Source organism: Marinobacter sp. ATCH36 (assembly GCF_023555055.1).
Lineage (GTDB): Bacteria > Pseudomonadota > Gammaproteobacteria > Pseudomonadales > Oleiphilaceae > Marinobacter.
The window spans coordinates 335,993-353,972 of record NZ_JAMJPL010000002.1; the positions used below are offsets into that span (position 1 = coordinate 335,993).

Sequence of the window (17,980 nt, forward strand, 5' to 3'; positions counted from 1 at the left end):
ATCATGGTTGCCATCCTTGGATACTCCCCACAACAAATCACCGAGGCCGTACAGGACATGTACACGGCAGTGGCGGAGATGCCCGACGGTCACTTCCATTTTCCGGTTGGCCGTGAGGCCTTTCGTTTCCTGGGGTATTCTGCCAGGGATACCGACGCACTTCCCGCCGCCATCGCAGACTCCTTTGCCGGTGTCGGCAATCCCTTTACCGCACAGGCCGTTTGCCCCGGCGACACGGTTCTGGACGTAGGAGCCGGCGCGGGGAACGATTCACTAATTGCGGCGGCGCGGGTCGGTGCTGATGGCAGGGTCATTGCGCTGGATCTGACAGCGGCCATGACCCGGAAACTGAAACAGCACGCGGCCAGTCAATATGGCAACGTGGAGGTCATCCAGGCCTCTGCGGAACAGCTGCCACTTGCGGATGAAAGTATTGACAGCATCACCAGTAACGGCGCTCTTAACCTGGTACCTGACAAACGCAAGGCGATCCGGGAAATGTTCCGGGTGTTGCGTCCCGGAGGGCAGTTGCAACTGGCCGATGTGGTCATCAACCGCCCCGTCAACGTCAATTGCGATTCCGACCCACGTCTATGGGTTGAGTGCGTGGTGGGTGCCACGGTAGAGGACAAACTGCTGGCCATGCTGGGAGATGCAGGGTTTGAGGACATCCACATTGTGCGCCGGCTGGATTACTTCGCCCATAGCCCCAGCCAGCAAACCCGCGAGATTGCGCAGGGCTTCGGCGCCCACTCTGTCGAATTGACTGCGAAAAGGGCTGACCACGCACCCGGCTGGCTGCACCAGTGGCTGAGACGGGGTCACCCCAGGCGCTGGCTGGCGGACCTCCATCGGCGGGGTTTTCTGGGTGTGGCCGCATTGATGCTGGCTCTGATCAGTTGTTACGGGTCGTTGGCTGCCGTGGCGATACTCGCCGCCCTCGGGGCCGGAATAACACTCAGTCCCGGCCTCTGGGCCGGCACCATTGCCGTGTTCACTCTCCTCGCCACCCTGCTCATAGCCACCGGGTTCCGTCGCCATCGCTCAGTCGGACCGGCTTTCCTGGCCTCCATCGGCATGGCGCTGGTGCTTTATGCCCTGTTTATCGACTATGGTGTTATCATCGAATTCATCGGCTTCGTGTTTCTGGCAGGCGCTGCGGGCCGGGATCTATACCTGCGCCGGCGGGAAGAGGCCGGGCGTCTCGGCCTGAAAAGCCGCGCCTATATCTGAACCTTGCCGCGAAGGGCCTTGGTCTTACCTTTCTGGGTCTTTTTATCAACGCGCCTGCGCTGTGCCCCCTTGGTTGGCCGTGTGGGCCGGCGAGCTTTCTGCTGCTTCACCGCCTCCTGAATCAGTTCTTTCAGGCGCTCAAGGGCATCTTCCTTGTTCAATTCCAGGGTGCGATAACTCTGCGCCTTGATAACGATGATGCCTTCCTTGCTGATGCGCTGGTCAGACAGCGCCATCAACCGCTCCTTGTAGAACGGAGGCAGGCTGGAATTGAGAATGTCGAAGCGCAGGTGAACCGCAGAAGCCACTTTGTTGACGTTCTGCCCGCCGGCACCCTGTGCGCGGATCTGGGTCAGTTCAATCTCCCAGTCACCCAGCTCAACCGTGTTTGAAATTGTCAGCATGAAAGTTCCGTATACCCGATGGTCTCCCGCAAGCTGTTGTCCAGCACATCTGCATCAAGACTCTGCTCACTGATCACTTCAATTCTGGACAGTTCCCTAGGCTCGCATTCTGATACCGACAGGCTACCATCCGCCATGTTGATCGTGCGCCAGCCCTCGCTGGTGTTAACCACCGCCTTGAACCTGGCAAAGTGGCTGTCCAGGGACAGTGCCAGCAAAGCTGTTTCTGAAAATACCGTTTCCGGATGTATTCGCCAGCCCAGGCTGAAGTGCCCTTGCCCGTGGTTACTCACCCGCTGCCAGGGTTCGTCCCGGATATCCGGAATGGGCTCAGGCTCGGCCGATTCATGGTGGTGATGTGCATGAGGTGAGCCTACTTCTGACAATGCGGTCGCACCATCGAGCCAATCTAAATTCATCTGGCCCTGCCTGGTATGGAACACGGCGGTTTTGGCTGGCTGCAGGCTACCCATCCAGTCATCAAACCGGGCCACCTGCTCCGGCTGACACAGATCTGTTTTGTTGGCTACAACAATGTCAGCGGCGGCGACCTGATCCTGGAACTGTACGTTTTCCATAACCCGGGGCTCCTCCAGCCGTCTGGGATCCACCAGACAAATTACCGGCCCCAGCTTCAGCACATCACGGTAGTATTCCCCTGTCAGCGTTTCAATAATCTGGGAGGGATGGCCGAGCCCGGTCGGCTCAATCAGCAAGCGATCCGGTCTGGCTTTGTGGATTAACTGGTTGAGACCAATCTGCATCGGCAGGCCGGCGACACAACACATACAACCTCCGGGGACTTCCCGTACGAAAGCACCCTCCGTTTCCAGAATGGCGCCATCAATGCCCACTTCCCCAAATTCGTTGACCAGCACCGCCCATACGTCGCCGTCGGGCTTTTTTCTGAGCAGATCCAGTATGGCGGTGGTCTTTCCCACGCCCAGAAAACCGAGCACCAGATTGGTGGGTATTGGTAAATTCATAAATTGCCCGTGTCGGTAGGTGAAGGAGTCGGCGCAACCAAGTGTTATAACATAACACTGTAGTATCCCCCTAATACCCGCTCCCATCCAGCTCTTGATAATGTGAACAGGCTACCATCAACAAGCACAAGGAGAAGGGTATGAGCGGCAAAAAAATTCTGATGATCACCGGTGATTTCACCGAAGACTATGAAACCATGGTGCCTTTCCAGGCACTTCAGGCCGTGGGCCACACAGTTCATGCGGTATGCCCCGACAAGAAGTCGGGAGACACCGTTGCCACGGCCATTCACGACTTCGAAGGCGACCAGACCTACAGCGAGAAGCCCGGCCACCGGTTTGCCCTGAACGCGGATTTCGCAGGCCTCAACCCAGCGGACTACGATGCATTGGTGGTACCCGGAGGCCGTGCACCGGAGTACCTGCGCCTGAACGAAGACGTCAAGAAACTGGTTCGCCACTTTTTCGAAACCGACAAACCCGTGGCCGCTATTTGCCACGGTGCGCAGCTACTGGCAGCAGCCGGCGTGCTGGAAGGGCGAGAGTGTTCCGCCTATCCGGCCTGTCAGCCGGAAGTGGAGCTGGCCGGGGGCCGCTTCGCCGAGATCGACGTTGACGCCGCAGTCACCGATGGTAATCTGGTGACAGCCCCGGCATGGCCGGCCCATCCCCAGTGGCTGGCACAGTTTTTCAAACTGCTGGACAAGTGACGGAAGCGGGGCCACCGAGGTGGCCCCGGATTCATGAGGACAACGCCATGTGCAAACTCTTCGTCCAGGCGGATTCCGAGCTCTGGGTCAGTCGTACCCATTCCCTGCGTATTGACGGTATGGTGACCAGCATCCGCATGGAAAACGCCTTCTGGAAAGCCCTCACGGAAATCGCGGCCCGGGACGGCATGAACCTGCCCCAGATGATCACCAGGCTTTACCACGAATCCATCGACGCCGGGCACGACCTGGGCAACTTCACCTCGTTTCTGAGGGTGTGCGCCATGCGTTACCTGGCGCTGCAACTCAGTGGCGATATTCCCCGGGATACCCAGGTACCCATTGCCTCACTCGATGCGGACAAAATCCTGGCCAAAAACATGGAACAAAAGCCACCCAGCGAAGCAACCCACTGAGCGGCGGTCCCGGTTTCACTTGAGCGCAGGCGTTGGCCGCACCAGAATTTCGTTGACATCAACATGGGCTGGTTGGGATACGGCGTACATAACCGCCTCGGCAATATCGTCCGGTTTCAGGGCATTATCCGGGCGCTCATCAAAGAATGGCGTATCCACCATTCCCGGCTCGACCAGGGTGACCCGAATGCCGGAGCCCCGGAGTTCTTCTCTCACACCATAGCCGATGGCCGAGACGGCCCACTTGGTCGCACTGTACATGGACCCAGGAATGGTAACCCGGCCGGCAGCAGAGCCTGTTAACAAAAGATGGCCACGACTTTTTCGCAGAGCCGGCAGACAGCACTGAACAGTCAGCCCGGCGCCGTAGACATTGGTAAGGATCATGTCTTTCCAGACTTCGTGGTCCGCGCCACTGAATCCCCCGGGCTCTCCGCCGCGGCCCGCATTAACAAACACGGCATCGATCTGTCCGAACGTCGCCAGGGCAGAATCCACTACTGCCTGCTGATCCTCCATACTCTGCACATCACATCGTGCAATCAGTACCCGTTCACTGCCGCCGAGCTCGTTTTGCAGGGCTTTCAGTTTGTCTTCCGAGCGAGCAGAAAGCACCAGACGATAACCAGCCTTCTGCGCCGCGCGTGCCGTTGCCTCGCCAATGCCGGATGAAGCACCAGTGATAAACATAACCGGGTCAGTCGTCATAAATTCTCTCCTGAATGTGGTGTTGGAACAGTGTCACGGATTACCTACGGAACCTGAAGCTTTCGCAGATCATTGCGCTCATGAGGGTTCCTGCGACAATATCAGGTAATATAGCCGCAGACATGCCGTTCAACAGGATTGAACGGCCAGGCCAACCAGCCAACCAAAAGGCATTATGAAAATACCGAAACGATTACAGCCCCTTGTCGATGACGGCATGGTGGACGAAGTGCTTTACCAGTTGATGAGTGGCAAGGAAGCCGAGGTATACGTGGTGCGCTGTGGCGATCAGGTTCGCTGCGCCAAGGTATACAAGGAAGCACAGAAGCGTAGCTTCAAGCAGGCCGTTCAGTATCAGGAGGGCCGCAAGGTCCGTAACACCCGCAGGGCACGGGCCATGGGCAAGAAAACCCGGTTTGGGCAAAAGGAACAGGAAGATGCCTGGCTAAACGCAGAGGTGGATGCCCTCTACAGGCTGGCAGGGGCCGGTGTGCGGGTCCCTCAACCCCATGGCTTTGTAGACGGCGTGTTGCTGATGGACCTGGTCACCGGCCAGGACGGAGAAGTGGCGCCGCAACTGGGTGAAGTAACACTATCACCGGAGCAGGCTAGGCAATATCACGGCCTGATCATTGCAGATGTGGTACGCATGCTGTGTACGGGGCTAATTCACGGTGACCTGTCGGAATTCAACGTGCTGGTGGACAAGAGCGGCCCCGTGATTATCGACCTGCCCCAGGCCGTCAATGCGTCCGGCAACAATAGTGCCGAACAAATGCTGGAACGGGACGTGGACAACATGCGCCGCTATTTCGGCCGGTTTGCACCGGAACTGCTGAATACCGATTATGGCAAGGAAATCTGGGCGCTCTACGAGGCCGGCGACTTGCACCCTGAGAGCCGCCTGACCGGCTGCTTCGAGCATGACACCGAAAGTGCCGATGTGAACGAACTGATGGCGGTTATTGATGCCGCTAAAGAAGAGGAGCGTGAACGGAAAGAGCGCGAACGGGATGCCGAGGAAGGTGACGACTAGCCAGGCTCACCCACAAATCTGCCCACCATGCGATCAGACAGCATCAGGTGGGCAAGTGCCGGGTATGGCAGGTAATGGCTGAGCAGAAATATCACCGCCCCCATATCCAGCCCGGAAGACAGGCCTACGTAGGCGGCCCAGGCCACGAACAGAGCACCAAGAAAGCCACCATACGACCACAACACCCGTGTGCGCTCTTCACCGGTCGGTACCCGCTTCAGTATGCGAGCCACCGACCAACTGATATACACCGCGATCAAGGCCGCAATAACCACCGACACCAACACACCTGTCAGCCCGAACAGGAACCGCGCCAGGTAGTTGGTGAGAAAAAACAGAACAATGGCACTAACGGCAATAATGGTTACCCGCGAACGCTTCAGATCTTCCATTAACAGAATCCCGGCTGGTTGAATCAGATGGTTTGCACTGTTTTAACATTCCAGGAATCAAGAAGCGACTTTGCTTCCTGAAGTTGCTGCGAATTGGCGGCGTGAACCGCCAGTATATACTTGCCTTTACGCAATGCAGACTGCGTCTTTATCAGATAAGGCATGTGGTCCGGACGAATTGTCACCGCCCCTGCAAGCATAAGACCCAACATCAGGCCAAGCGCAGCCAGCACTGAAGCAGCAACTAGTGCATTCTGGGCTATAAACCCGATACCGAGGGCACTCAGTATCAAAAAGGCGACGAATCCTGCCACTGCACCGCCAGCACCCAATCCGATATGGGCACGTACCAGTGTTTGCCAGATACCCTGATCATCAGGCTCCAGTTCGCTGCCCTGATGCAGGTCGCCCGGACTCAGCACAGATATCTGAACATCTGTCACGCTCGTTCTTCCACACAATACTTTGGCCGCTCCCCTGGCGTGGATCTCGGTGTTAAAGACTGCAGCTACCTTGTGGCCCTGCTGCTCGCCGGTCAAACTGATTGAGGATGTCATGAAGTACCTCCAGAGCATCTCAGAGAATTAACGGGGCTCCTACTTCTGACCGCTGCCCCTTAGCTCTGAAACTACAACCTCAATACATGTATTTCGAATGACCATGCGGCAATGGAATGTACAGGATGGGACTGACTACCAGGCTAGCCAAATGACGTGACGTGCACCCTTGCCCGGTCTCAGAGCCCTCACGGTGACAGGCTCTACCGAAAAACCGGCACGGCGCAGCCTCTCGGTAAACGCGTACTCAGGCCCGGCGGACCAGTAGGCAAGAACACCGTCGGGGCTGAGGGACTTCTGGGCAGCGGCGATACCGCCCGGGGAGTAAATCCAGTTATTCTCTTTGCGGGTGAGCCCTTCAGGACCGTTGTCCACATCCAGAAGGATCGCATCCCAGTTACCATCGCCTTTTCGCAAAAGCTCCGCCACATCGCCGACGTGGACGCTGGCCCTGGCATCGTTCAACGGGTACCCGGCTGCAGCCCCCAACGGCCCCCGGTTCCACACTTCAACTTCCGGAACCAGTTCCGCCACGGTTACCCTCGCCTGCTCCGGCAGGGCTGCCAGAGCTGCGGCCAGCGTATATCCCATCCCCAATCCGCCAATCAGTACGCGAGGCTCAGGTAACCCCGCGATACGCTCACAGGCAAGCGTGGCCAGGGCATCCTCCGAGCCGTGTAAGCGGCTGTTCATCAGTTCACCGGTTTTCCCGGCGATTTTGATGGAGAATTCGTCGTTTCGTTGCAGTAAACGCAACTGGCTGCCATTGCCGGGAATGGTCGCAGTGCCGATTTCCTCAAAGCGAGCCATCTATTTTTTGACCCACTTGCCATCCACCAGAATGAACTGGCCCGAGGGTGTTTTCTCCAGTGCCTTCTGACCAGCGACGGTTTCCACCTGGGTTACGGGAATATCGTGTTTCTCCGCAATGCGGGCATATTCATCCCGACGGGCCTTGTTGATAGCTTCTACAATGCCGTGTGCGTTACCTTCCGCCTTAACCACATCCAGATAACCGGTTGGTGTTTCACCCACCATGCCCTGCTGCTTGGCGGCATCCAGCTGGTTTTTGGCCTCTTCCAGCCCCATCGAAAATGCAGGTACAGCGAGGCAAAGCGCGAGGATGAATGCGCCGAGTTGAACAAACCGTTTCATGAGTGACTCCCTGGGTTCAGAATTGATCATCAGAACAAGCCCTTTTCGCCGAATAGTTCATCCACGTCTTTATCCACCTTTACATAAATTTCGTGCTGGATCTTGACGTTCAGATTCACGGTGATGGGCTCCTTGGGTGCCTGCATTTGTACGGTGGGTGTGCATGCCGCCACACCCAGGATAAGTGCCAGCATCACCAGCATTTTGCGAGTCTTCCCGGGCAAAATGCCCGGCCTGTATCTACCCATATACCTCACTCCTGATTAGTTCCCCGATCCTGTTGATTCGCCGTGAGCATCTCGCTTCTGAATCAGGTTGCGCACTTTCTCTGTTACCGCCTCATTAACCCGGCCGCTGAGCTGCAGGCTGGTCAGCAAAGCCGGGATGTCTTCTTCCAGGTTGATGTTCAGCACAATCGGGTGCCCATCACGCACGTCGGGGCTGCTGCCTTCGAGACGCAACCCCAGGATCAGCTTTCCGTCCTGATCATAGTCTACCGTGCTGTTCAGAACGCTGTAGTTAAAGTTTTCCATGGCCTGCACCACCAAAGCCATGGCCTCATTATTCTGCGCCATGCCTCGCAACCGATCTGCCGGCAGCTTCAGTGTGCCTCCGGGTGCTTGCGCTTTGATCTTTCCGGCATCGATACTGACGCTCTCCCCGCTGATACGCAATGGAACCGTACCCTCAAGTATACCGGTGCCGGCAAGCCCTTCAGTGGGATATACCTGCATCAGCTGCGATAACTCAATGCCGCTGAGTTCCAGTGGGAACAGGAGGGGCATTTCAGAAAGCTGCCACGTCCCTGCCTCGATCCTGACATTGCCTCCCAGAAGCTCTGCAGTAGCCCCGTCCAACACCAGGGTCCCTGCAGCAACACGTTCCGTCGTCGATCGATAACGCCCCGCAACCTGGACGTTACCCAGGGAGATGCCAGGATTGACCGTATCGACCGTCAGGCCGGAGGTGCTGACAGCCAGTTGACCTCCTGAGAGAGCGATGGCGACCCCGCCATCAAGACCGGCCCAGGCCGTTCTGGCAAACAGCCCTCCGAGGCCATTGAAACTGATTTTTCCCTGGATTTCAGTGCCTTCGGATGGCAACCGCAACCCCAGGCTGGCCTTGAGACTGCCCTCCCCGATCTCAAGCTCTTCCGGCCAGGCGGTGAAGGTCGACGCCAATGCCCGATGTCCCTTTGGGCCGGTTGCTGTCATTTCAGCATCAACATCCGGAATCCCATCGAACGGAAAGCGGAAAACCATATCGGCTTCGGCCCCGGCGTCTGAGGAAAGCCTGCCATCAAGCCTGAAAGCTTTAAGACTACCTTCCAACTGGCCTTCAAGGCGCCAGGATCGTGATCGCAGTTGCGGATGATGGATAGCGGCAGCCGTTGCTACCGCAGGCCCCTCAAAAGTCAGACTTTCCAGCGCCATTGGCTGGTGAATGTCATATCCGGCAGCCAGTCTGGTCCCCGCCAGATTGATCCTGACTTTATCCAATTGCGCCGCGTTTTCCGGAGCATCAACCCCCGCGAATTCAAGTTGAGTGTCCTCTTTAAAGTCCAGAGCAGCCGATTGTTCGTTGGCCTTGCCGGCGAATACCATTACCGCCAGCCCTTCGTGGAGCCTCCACCCCTTCAGGGGCATTCCTGAAAGTGGTGCCTCTATCTTCATAGCGTTGGTGACAACTTCCCTTTCGTCAGGAACCGAGAGCCGTGAGACGGTCACGTCGCCGGTCGCCCGTATACCGTCCGGAAGCATCAGCACAAGCTCGCCAACATCAATGGTGTCAGGCAGCCAGGCCGGCAAATGGCGGGGAAGTGCGCCGGAACCATCCGAGGCTGTCCCCTCCTGCTCGCCGGAGCCGGGCCATGCCGGGACACTTACCGTCAACCGTCGCAACCGAAACACGGCTGGCACCGGACCGTGCCAGTGCCAGCTCCAACCCAGTGACAGTTCCTCGCCCTCAACGGAATAGGGCTGCTCACCCCGAACCTGGGTAATGGAAAAACGTTCTATTCCGAGCCCCGCCAGCGACACATCGACACCCTGCCATTCAATGTGTCGGATGTTGTTTGACTGCCGCCACTCGTCCCAGGCAACACGGGCATACCAGCCCCCCGCGATCAAAAGCGCCAGAAGCAGGATCAGCAGCCAAAACAGAACTCGACGTAGCGTCATCGCACGGGCCATATCGGTTTACTGTCCGCGCCAGTTCACTGTGTACAGATCATGCCGTCGATCCTTGAGGTTCTTGACCGTGCCACTGTTGCGAGCGGTAATCAGTGTTTGCGGTCTAAGGTCGGCAAAAGCGACCGTCTCCACATTGGGGGTGGTATCCGCCGCAATACCGTCACGGGCAAACGGGAAGTCACAGGGTGTCAGAATGCAGCTCTGGCCGTACTGCAATTCCATGTTGGGGACCTTGGGCAGATTACCCACATTGCCGGACATGATCACGAACAGCTGGTTTTCCACGGCACGGGCCTGGCAGCAATAACGGACTCTCAGGTAACTCTGGCGCTCATCGGTGCAGAAGGGCACAAACAGTATCTGGATACCCTGGTCGACCAGATGCCGGGTCAGTTCAGGAAATTCCGCGTCGTAACAGACCAGAACGCCTATGGGCCCGCAATCCGTCTCGATGGCGGTGACGCGGTTGCCGCCGGCGATATTCCACCAGTAGGCCTCGTTCGGCGTGGGGTGGATCTTGGGTTGTGAAAACACCTGTCCGTCGCGCAGGAACACGTAGGCCATATTGCGAATCCGGCCATCTTCATCCTTGATCGGGGTGGAACCACCAATGATGTTGATGTTGTACCTCAGGGCCAGGTCCCGCATCAGGGTGCGGAAGGGCTCGGCGTATTCAGTTACTGCCTCGATCGCTTCCGCCGGGCTGCCCTCGCGGCTTTCGATGGACAGTAACTGCAACGTGAACAGCTCCGGGAACACCACGAAATCACCCTTGTAAGTGGACACTACGTCGACAAAGTATCTGACGATATCGCTGAATTCCTCAAACGAAGCCACCCGCCGCTGCTGGTATTGAACGGTGCCGATTCGCACGGTATCCGGCACGCGCCTGCCATAGCGCTTGGCCTTGCCGTTGTCGCCATTTCGGGCCACTTTCGGATTGCGCCAGACCAGGTGAATGCCATAGCCGAGGGACGCATGATCTGCATCCAGGTAGTGGGGGATAATGCCATGAACTTCAAACCCATTGTGCAACTGGAACGACAGCACAGGGTCGCGATGCTTTTTGGATTTGATCGCGTCTACGTAGGCTTCGACCGACTCAAACTTTTTCAGGCGCTTGGCCAGTGTCGGCAACCTGCCCGCAAAGACCACCCCCTGTAGCTCCAACGCCTGACACAGATCCTTACGCTCGTTGTATAAACGCTCGCCAACCCGGTAGCCTCGGCACTCCGGGTCCACGCAGACCTCCATGCCATACAGCCAGTCCCCTTCTGGATCGTGCCGTGAGGCGTAGCCATTACCGGTAATCTCCGTCCAGTCATGGGGCGCAAGCGCTGTGTCCTCACCAATACGAAAAGTGGCGCAGTAGCCCACCACCCGATCACCAAGCATGGCGACAAACTGTCCCTCCGGAAACGTGTTGATCTGCCCTGTCAGCGGTCCGGCAGTATACCCGTACATGCCGGTTCCTTCGTATACCCGCCGGCTCAGGGCAATGATTCCGGGAATATCACTTATGGCAGCGTTTCTGACGTATAGGCGCTGGGTCTGGTCTGAGAAGGGAGGACTCATTGCAACCTCGGGGCTGAAAGCGTCTATCCATAGTTTGCGAAACAGCCTCAAGCCGTCAAGTGGCGTTTTCAGGATCACAAAATGAAGCAAACTTTAACCTGACAAACGTGCGTTCCGGCTTTTAAAGTAGGAGGATGCCGTTCAGTTTGAGGTTATACCCAGTGAATCAACGCCCAATGCTTCCGCTTTTCGCCATCCTGATTGCCCTCAGCCTGGCTGGCTGTGCCAGCAACCAGAGTATGCGTTCAGCCACTGATTCTGACTGGGAACCGTCCAGTAAAGTCGACTCAGCAAAGGCGGATCGGTTATGGCAGGTGTTTGAGCGCTACGAGGGTACGCCCTATCGATACGGTGGCACGTCCGCCAGCGGATTCGACTGCTCCGGGTTTATCGCCACTGCCTTCGATGAAGCTCTGGGGCACCAGTTACCACGCACAACTTCCCAGATGCTATCCGCGGGCGATATCGTAGCACGCGATAACCTGCAGGCCGGCGACCTGGTGTTTTTCCGCATTAAGGGCAAGGACCAGCATGCGGGGATCTATATGGGTGGTGACCGTTTCATTCACTCATCAACATCGATTGGCGTCACCCACTCGTCCCTCAACGGTTACTACTGGCGCGACCGGTTCAGCCAGGCAAGACGATTTGACTAGCCGCCCGCCAACAACAACACCACACCCAGCACATAGAGCACCATAATAACCACGCTTTCCATCCCGATCTGGCCGATGCCGTGGCGTTCACGGCGAATCAGCCCCATCATCAGCACACCGGACATCAGTAGCGTCAGAACCGCCCAGAATTTCGAATCCTCCGGCATGGCATGGTAAATCGAGCCTTCGCGATAGGCGATGTCAGAAGCCGCAGTAAACAGGGTATCAAAGGCATTGCCTCCGATAATGCCCCCGACCGCCAGAGTCAGGGCACCGCGCCTCACAGCGGCAATCGATGTGACCAGCTCGGGAATCGACGTGCTTATAGCCGTCAACATGACCCCGACAACAGTTTGCGTCAGGTTGGTCTTGTCCGCGATGACCGTTGCAGCCGGCTCCAGCGTCCAACCTGCGAGGCCAAGCACCGACATCAGCAACAGAAACTCAATCCATAGCCGGGACAGCGGCGGCATGGTGGTCAGGTCATCCGGCTTGTCCTCCCGCGTATCCCTGGTAATTGAAGGTCGCCACATTGGTGACTCGTTTGCACGCCGCACCAGCTGGATACCGTAGATATAGACACCCAGCAACACCGGCGTTACCGGATGCACGCCCGCTATCGTGTACTCTGGCAGGTAGGGCGCGAACAGGATCAGCGACAGCAGGCAGATCAGCAACCCGTTCTGCATCATGTTTGGCACCGACGCGGCAGCATGCTCAAGATTCGCGCGGCGATACACCATATCTGCTACAGCCAGGAAAAACGTCTGAACGGCAATACCGCCCAGCGCGTTACTGACCGCAAGTTCAGCATGGCCGTTCCAGGCTGCCGTAACCGAAAGCACGGACCCACCCAGTGACGTGGATGCACCCAACAGCACCGCCCCTGCAGCCGCTTCGCCGATACCGGTGCGATCAGCCAGCTGGTCCACAATCCGAGTAATGCGGGTGCCTGCCAGGGCAATAACCGCAGCGCATACACAAAAAACGAGGCTACCCTGCAGCAGACTCCAGTTTTCCGGCTCCAATGGAATCATGGTTCTATCCCTTGCCACCTGAACAGTCGCGGTGTAAAACACCATTGGCAGGAGATTTTACAGCCCTGAAGACGGAACGCCATGACCCAGACACAAAAGCCCCAGCAGCCGGAGCAACCGCAAACACCTCAGGTACCTGCTCAATACTCGTTTCTGTGGCTCAGCGCTGCCATTTTTCTGATGTTTCTCTGGCTTCAGGATGGCCAGCAGCCTACGGTCGCCGAACTGCCCTACTCACAGTTCAAGGAAGCTGTTGCGAGTGACCATGTGGAAGAAGTCACCCTGCGGTCCGACCATATTGACGGTCAACTGACCGAAGAGGGTGGCAGAGCCTGGGCCGAAAACAGCGATTCCCTTCGCTTCCACAGTATTCGCCCCCCGATTGACGACCCGGACCTGCTCCCGCTTCTGGAATCTCATGCTGTCATCATCAGCGCCCGGCCGGCAGACCCTCCGGCATGGCAACAGGTGCTGACCAACGTTCTGCCATGGCTACTGTTTCTTGCCTTGATGTTCTGGTTCTGGTCGTATGCCCAGCGCCGCATGATGCAGGGTGGTGGTGCGTTGGGCTTCAGTCGCTCCAAAGCCCACCGGGTAGAGAAACAATTTTCCAAAACCAGGCTGTCCGATGTGGCGGGCATCGAATCCGCAAAACGCGACATCACCGAGATCATTGATTTCCTGACCACCCCGGAGAAATACAAGGCGCTGGGCGCGGATATGCCAACGGGCATCCTTCTGGTTGGCCCGCCGGGAACCGGCAAAACCCTGCTGGCGAAAGCCATTGCCGGGGAGGCTGATGTACCCTTTTTCAGCGTCAGTGCGTCCGAATTTATCGAGATGTTCGTTGGCGTTGGCGCGGCTCGGGTTCGGGACATGTTCGACACCGCCAGGAAAGAGGCGCCCGCGTTGATCTTTATTGATGAGCTCGATGCCATTGGCCGCTCCCGGGGGGCCGGATTCGGTGGCGGCCACGATGAACGGGAGCAGACTCTCAACCAGATCCTGACCGAGATGGATGGTTTCGAAGGCCACGAAAATGTGGTGGTCCTGGCCGCCACCAACCGCCCGGACGTGCTCGACAGTGCCCTGCTGCGCCCGGGCCGTTTTGATCGCAAAGTGACGCTGGAACTGCCTCACAAGGAGGCCCGCAAAGCCATTCTTGAGGTTCATGTCCGGAAAGTCCCTCTGGACAGCGATGTTGAGCTCGGGGAAATTGCTGCACGCACCATTGGCTTTGCCGGTGCCGACCTGAAAAACCTGGTCAACGAGGCTGCCCTCACAGCCGCCAGGCTGAACCTGCAGAAGGTCAACAACGAGTGCTTTGAGCACGCACGCGACCGCATTGTTCTGGGTGAAGAGCGCGACGCCGAACTGACCCGGGAAGAAAAGGAAGTGGTGGCTTACCATGAGTGCGGGCATGCCATCATGGCCTATTACATGCCCAAGGCTGACCCGCTTACCAGGGTAACCATCATCCCCCACGGTATGGCAATGGGCGTTACCGAGCAGACGCCCAAGGAAGACCGCTATAACTACACCGAAAGTTATCTGACCGACCGTATCAAGGTCATGCTGGGTGGCCGCTCATCGGAAAAACTCATTTACGGTGAGGTCAGCACGGGCGCGCAGAACGACCTCAAGGAAGCGACCAAACTTTTAAGGCGCATGTTCGGTCAGTGGGGCATGAGCGAAAAAATTGGCCCGCTGGGTCTGGGTGTTGGTGAGGAGCACGTTTTCCTGGGCCGGGAAATGGGGCAGCCGCGGGAGTACAGCGAGCATATGGCGGAGCTGATCGACACCGAGGTTCAGGCAAGACTGATCGAGCTTGAAAAGGTAACTGTGAGTTTCCTTTCAGACCACCGAAAGCAGCTGGAAGCCCTGGCTGAAGCAGTTCTGGTGAAAGAAACACTTTCAGCGACGGAGATCCACGATATCCTGGAAGGCCGTGAGTCGCAGCACGCCTGAGCAAATTCCAGACTTACAGCCACTGCCAGCAACAGCCCCAGAACGACGCAGGCTATCACCAAACCCTCAATGCGCCAGCCACTCCCGAAACCATTGCTCCCGAAGCTCCACCGTTTGCGAATACCACTGATGATCACGGATCACGGCGTTGGCCATGTGGGATGGCGCCGTTGGCATGTAGGGCCGCATGGGTACACCCGCATCGGTATGCAGCCCTACTCTTTGCTGCGCCGATTTCCTGGCTGGCCCATAGCTGATCAGGTTGGCCTGAGCAGCCATGTTCTCGCTGCGGGTGGCAAAGGCGATAAAATCCGCAGCCAGGTCGGCCTGACCCGAACCGCGAGGAATGGCCCAGCTGTTAAAGCCGATCAGCTGCCCGTCCCAGATCACCGAAATGGGGGCGCCTTCCATGGCCCTGGCATGGAAAAAGCGGCCGTTGTAGCCCGTAGCCATGACTGCCTGGCCGCTGGTCAGAAGTTCCACCGATTCGTCGCCACGTGTCCACCAGATGATGGCGTCGCGGATATCGTCCAGCCGCCGGGAAGCCAGTTCCAACCCTCGCCGGGTGCTGAGCAGGTCGTAGAGCTGCTCCCGGGGCACGGACAGTGAGAGCAGCGCCCATTCGAACAGCCCTACCGGTGATTTGCGGAGGGCGCGCTTGCCGGGAAAGGCCTCAAGGTCGAAGAAATCTTCCACGCTGTCAGGCTTTACCCCCGGAAACGCCCGGTCATCGAAGGCGATGACAGTGGAAAACACGATCTGGGTGATGAAGCAGCGATGGATGGCCTCTGCCATGAAGTCCTCCTGCGCTGGTGTGCCATCGGGTGCCGGCGCCAGAATGGCGGGATCAATGAGCGCCAGGAGGCCCTCTTCACAAGCGGCGCTGGCGTCGGACTGGATCATGTCGATGACATCCCATTGTACGTCGCCACTGGCGAGGTGCTCCCGCAATACTTTCACACCGCCATCGTAATGGACTGTTTCAATTTCTATTCCGGTTGCATTGGTAAAGGGTTCGAAATAGGCCCGTCGCTGGCTATCCTCGTAAGAACCACCCCAGGTTACGACAGTAAGAACCTCTGGCGCCTCACTCTCACCTTGCGCCGACGAAACAGCGAAGAACGCCAGAAGGCCGATTACGATCAATGGGAAAACCCTTAGGCTAGGCCGCTTCATTCTCTTCCTCACGAAGGTCGTGCACGATTTCCAGATACGCCCGTATCACCGCCTCTTCTGGAACCACCCCCTGCAGGCGGCCGCTCCGGTCCACCAACGGAACCGCTTCACCCAGGAAACCCCGAAGCATTTCCATTGATTGCCACACGGAGGTGTCCTCATCGAAGGTGGTAAACGACTGAATAGCCGCTTGCAGCACTGGTGCGTCAGCGTGGCTGTTAACAATCCCCTGCAGCCTGACTACTCCTAGCAGTTCTCCGTCCTGATTCAGAATCATGGCCTCTGACCGGTGATCTTCCACAAGACGCTGACGAACATCACCGACGGTTTCCCGGTCGCTTGCACTGGTAAATTCACGGGACAGATAGTCGCGGATCCTGTGGGTTTCCAGTATTGCCTTGTCGCGTCCCAGAGACAGGTCAAATCCCCGGGCCCGTAATTGCAGATCGAACAGCGAGCGTCCGATCACCCGGTAGGAAATAAGGTTGGCAAAAACCACGGCCACCATGGCCGCAATCGTCAGGTCATAACTGCGGGTCAACTCGAACACGATCAGGATGGTTGTCAGCGGTGCACCGATGACCGAACTGGCCAGGGCCATCATCCCGCAAATGGCGTATACCACCAGCCCGGAATGGGGTACCGGCGCGACATAGGGTAAAACCAGGCCATAAAACGCGCCAAAGAGAATTCCGATCAACAACGCCGGGCTGAAAACACCGCCTACGAAACCGAAACCCACACACAATGCTGTCAATACCAGTTTTGCGACGATGATCAGCGCCAGCTCGCCAATTCCAAAAGCCCCCTCGATGGTCGCGAAACGCAGCGTCTCCTGCCCGATACCAAGCACCTCTGGTATCCACAGGGCCACCAGTCCTACTATCAATCCTGCCACCGCCGGGCGAGCCCAGGGCGGCGCAATGTAACGCCGGGCAACGTTGGCACTGAGCCTCAACAAAACCATGAACACCCAGGCCAGACCGGCGCACATTACTCCTTCCAATGCAAAGAACACGAACTCGTAGCTATGTTCCACGCGGTCAAAATTCACCAGGAACAGTGCGGGGCGATCAAATATCACATTGGCGATGATATAACCTGTCGCCGCTGCAACTGTCACCGGCGCAAATGCGCGCAACGAGTAGTGACGCAGGATGACTTCATGGGCGAACACCAACCCTGCGATAGGTGCGTTGAAAGCAGTGGATATGGCTGCAGCCACACCGCAGGCAATGGCAATGGAGCGCTGGTGTCGCAGATTAAGCCGCAGGTGCCCCACAAGGTTGCCGAACATTGCCCCCAGATACACCAGCGGGCCGTACTGCCCCACTGACGCCCCGCTGCCGAGCGACACCAGGGCGGCAAACGTTGAGGCAAGGCCGCTCCTGATCCCTGGTGCGGGCCCACTGGTTTGTGCCGCAAGGATGGCGTCCGGGGGCGCCAGCCCCCGTTTCTCCCGCACCAGAAAATGGACAACCAGGCCAACGATGAGGCCTCCCGTAGCTGGAACAATCAGCGTTGCTGCCGTAACCAACCCTGACCTGTGGTCCGCCTGGATACGGGCGTAAGGGGATATCAACAGGCGATCATTGAGGTAATGCACCGCATCCACGAAGCCAATCGCTGCAAGCGATGCAGCAGCCCCCACAAGGATCGCCACCACCGTCACCACACTGATCTGATATACAATCCGCTCAACGCCGCCCCTGTCCATACTGCAAGTAAAGTCCCGATTGGCCATACGCTCAATGTTTACTTTGTGCACCAAATAAGCGA

19 protein-coding genes are annotated in these 17,980 nt (G+C 57.6%); 6 read left to right on the plus strand and 13 right to left on the minus strand.

Features of this window, described 5'->3' with window-relative positions; translation table 11 throughout:
• Positions 1-3: 3 nt before the first annotated feature.
• Positions 4-1,233, plus strand: a complete 1,230-nt coding sequence (locus tag M8010_RS09230; RefSeq protein ID WP_250090609.1) for a MerC family mercury resistance protein — start codon at positions 4-6, stop codon at positions 1,231-1,233.
• On the opposite strand, the gene arfB is transcribed toward M8010_RS09230, so the two are convergent.
• Entirely contained in the window at positions 1,224-1,637 is a 414-nt protein-coding gene (arfB, locus tag M8010_RS09235; protein WP_250090611.1) for an alternative ribosome rescue aminoacyl-tRNA hydrolase ArfB, read from the minus strand. The genes M8010_RS09230 and arfB overlap by 10 nt on opposite strands.
• A complete protein-coding gene (locus tag M8010_RS09240) occupies positions 1,631-2,623 on the minus strand; it encodes a CobW family GTP-binding protein (protein ID WP_250090612.1) in 993 nt (330 codons plus the stop codon). The genes arfB and M8010_RS09240 overlap by 7 nt, the downstream gene beginning before the upstream one ends.
• A 140-nt stretch (positions 2,624-2,763) precedes the next feature.
• Between M8010_RS09240 and M8010_RS09245 the strand changes: the two genes are divergently transcribed.
• Positions 2,764-3,333, plus strand: coding sequence for a DJ-1/PfpI family protein (locus tag M8010_RS09245; RefSeq protein WP_250090613.1), 570 nt, complete (start codon positions 2,764-2,766; stop codon positions 3,331-3,333).
• Positions 3,334-3,380: 47 nt separating this feature from the next.
• Positions 3,381-3,749 (plus strand): ribbon-helix-helix domain-containing protein, encoded by a 369-nt coding sequence (locus M8010_RS09250; RefSeq protein WP_250090615.1) that lies wholly within the window; start codon positions 3,381-3,383, stop codon positions 3,747-3,749.
• Positions 3,750-3,764: 15 nt separating this feature from the next.
• Here the strand turns inward: M8010_RS09250 and M8010_RS09255 are convergent, their stop codons facing one another.
• A complete protein-coding gene (locus M8010_RS09255) occupies positions 3,765-4,457 on the minus strand; it encodes an SDR family oxidoreductase (RefSeq protein ID WP_250090616.1) in 693 nt (230 codons plus the stop codon).
• Between the two features lie 175 nt (positions 4,458-4,632).
• On the opposite strand from M8010_RS09255, the gene M8010_RS09260 reads away from it, so the two are divergent.
• On the plus strand, positions 4,633-5,493 hold the full coding sequence (locus tag M8010_RS09260; protein WP_250090626.1) for a PA4780 family RIO1-like protein kinase: 861 nt from the start codon (positions 4,633-4,635) through the stop codon (positions 5,491-5,493).
• Here the strand turns inward: M8010_RS09260 and M8010_RS09265 are convergent.
• The 7 genes from M8010_RS09265 to M8010_RS09295 form a co-directional block, all read right to left on the minus strand.
• Positions 5,490-5,885: a hypothetical protein gene (locus M8010_RS09265; protein ID WP_250090628.1), complete on the minus strand. Its 396-nt coding sequence runs from the start codon at positions 5,883-5,885 to the stop codon at positions 5,490-5,492. The two genes, M8010_RS09260 and M8010_RS09265, sit on opposite strands and share 4 nt — an antisense overlap.
• Before the next feature lie 23 nt (positions 5,886-5,908).
• A complete protein-coding gene (locus tag M8010_RS09270; RefSeq protein WP_250090630.1) occupies positions 5,909-6,442 on the minus strand; it encodes a hypothetical protein in 534 nt (177 codons plus the stop codon).
• 135 nt (positions 6,443-6,577) lie between these two features.
• Positions 6,578-7,252: a polyamine aminopropyltransferase gene (locus M8010_RS09275; protein ID WP_250090632.1), complete on the minus strand. Its 675-nt coding sequence runs from the start codon at positions 7,250-7,252 to the stop codon at positions 6,578-6,580.
• Positions 7,253-7,597: a YdbL family probable chaperone protein gene (locus M8010_RS09280; protein WP_250090633.1), complete on the minus strand. Its 345-nt coding sequence runs from the start codon at positions 7,595-7,597 to the stop codon at positions 7,253-7,255.
• 29 nt (positions 7,598-7,626) lie between these two features.
• Complete coding sequence (locus M8010_RS09285) at positions 7,627-7,800, minus strand: YnbE family lipoprotein (protein ID WP_250091155.1); 174 nt, start codon at positions 7,798-7,800, stop codon at positions 7,627-7,629.
• Between the two features lie 60 nt (positions 7,801-7,860).
• Positions 7,861-9,789 carry an intermembrane phospholipid transport YdbH family protein gene (locus M8010_RS09290; protein WP_250090635.1) on the minus strand — a complete coding sequence of 643 codons (1,929 nt, stop codon included), beginning with the start codon at positions 9,787-9,789 and terminating at the stop codon, positions 7,861-7,863.
• A gap of 6 nt (positions 9,790-9,795) precedes the next feature.
• On the minus strand, positions 9,796-11,364 hold the full coding sequence (locus M8010_RS09295) for a bifunctional GNAT family N-acetyltransferase/carbon-nitrogen hydrolase family protein (protein ID WP_250090637.1): 1,569 nt from the start codon (positions 11,362-11,364) through the stop codon (positions 9,796-9,798).
• 176 nt (positions 11,365-11,540) lie between these two features.
• Between M8010_RS09295 and M8010_RS09300 the strand changes: the two genes are divergently transcribed.
• Complete coding sequence (locus tag M8010_RS09300; protein ID WP_284048065.1) at positions 11,541-12,020, plus strand: C40 family peptidase; 480 nt, start codon at positions 11,541-11,543, stop codon at positions 12,018-12,020.
• Here the strand turns inward: M8010_RS09300 and M8010_RS09305 are convergent.
• Positions 12,017-13,057 carry a sodium:calcium antiporter gene (locus M8010_RS09305; RefSeq protein WP_250090640.1) on the minus strand — a complete coding sequence of 347 codons (1,041 nt, stop codon included), beginning with the start codon at positions 13,055-13,057 and terminating at the stop codon, positions 12,017-12,019. The genes M8010_RS09300 and M8010_RS09305 overlap by 4 nt on opposite strands.
• An 81-nt stretch (positions 13,058-13,138) precedes the next feature.
• Here M8010_RS09305 and ftsH point away from each other — a divergent pair, with 81 nt between their 5' ends.
• The gene (ftsH, locus tag M8010_RS09310; RefSeq protein ID WP_250090642.1) at positions 13,139-15,025 is read left to right on the plus strand and encodes an ATP-dependent zinc metalloprotease FtsH; all 1,887 of its coding nucleotides are present in this window, start codon (positions 13,139-13,141) and stop codon (positions 15,023-15,025) included.
• Positions 15,026-15,091: 66 nt separating this feature from the next.
• Here ftsH and M8010_RS09315 read toward each other — a convergent pair whose 3' ends face one another.
• Positions 15,092-16,201: an ABC transporter substrate-binding protein gene (locus tag M8010_RS09315; RefSeq protein WP_250090643.1), complete on the minus strand. Its 1,110-nt coding sequence runs from the start codon at positions 16,199-16,201 to the stop codon at positions 15,092-15,094.
• Positions 16,188-17,969 (minus strand): chloride channel protein, encoded by a 1,782-nt coding sequence (locus M8010_RS09320; protein ID WP_250090645.1) that lies wholly within the window; start codon positions 17,967-17,969, stop codon positions 16,188-16,190. Before M8010_RS09320 ends, M8010_RS09315 begins: the two co-directional genes overlap by 14 nt.
• Positions 17,970-17,980: the final 11 nt, after the last annotated feature.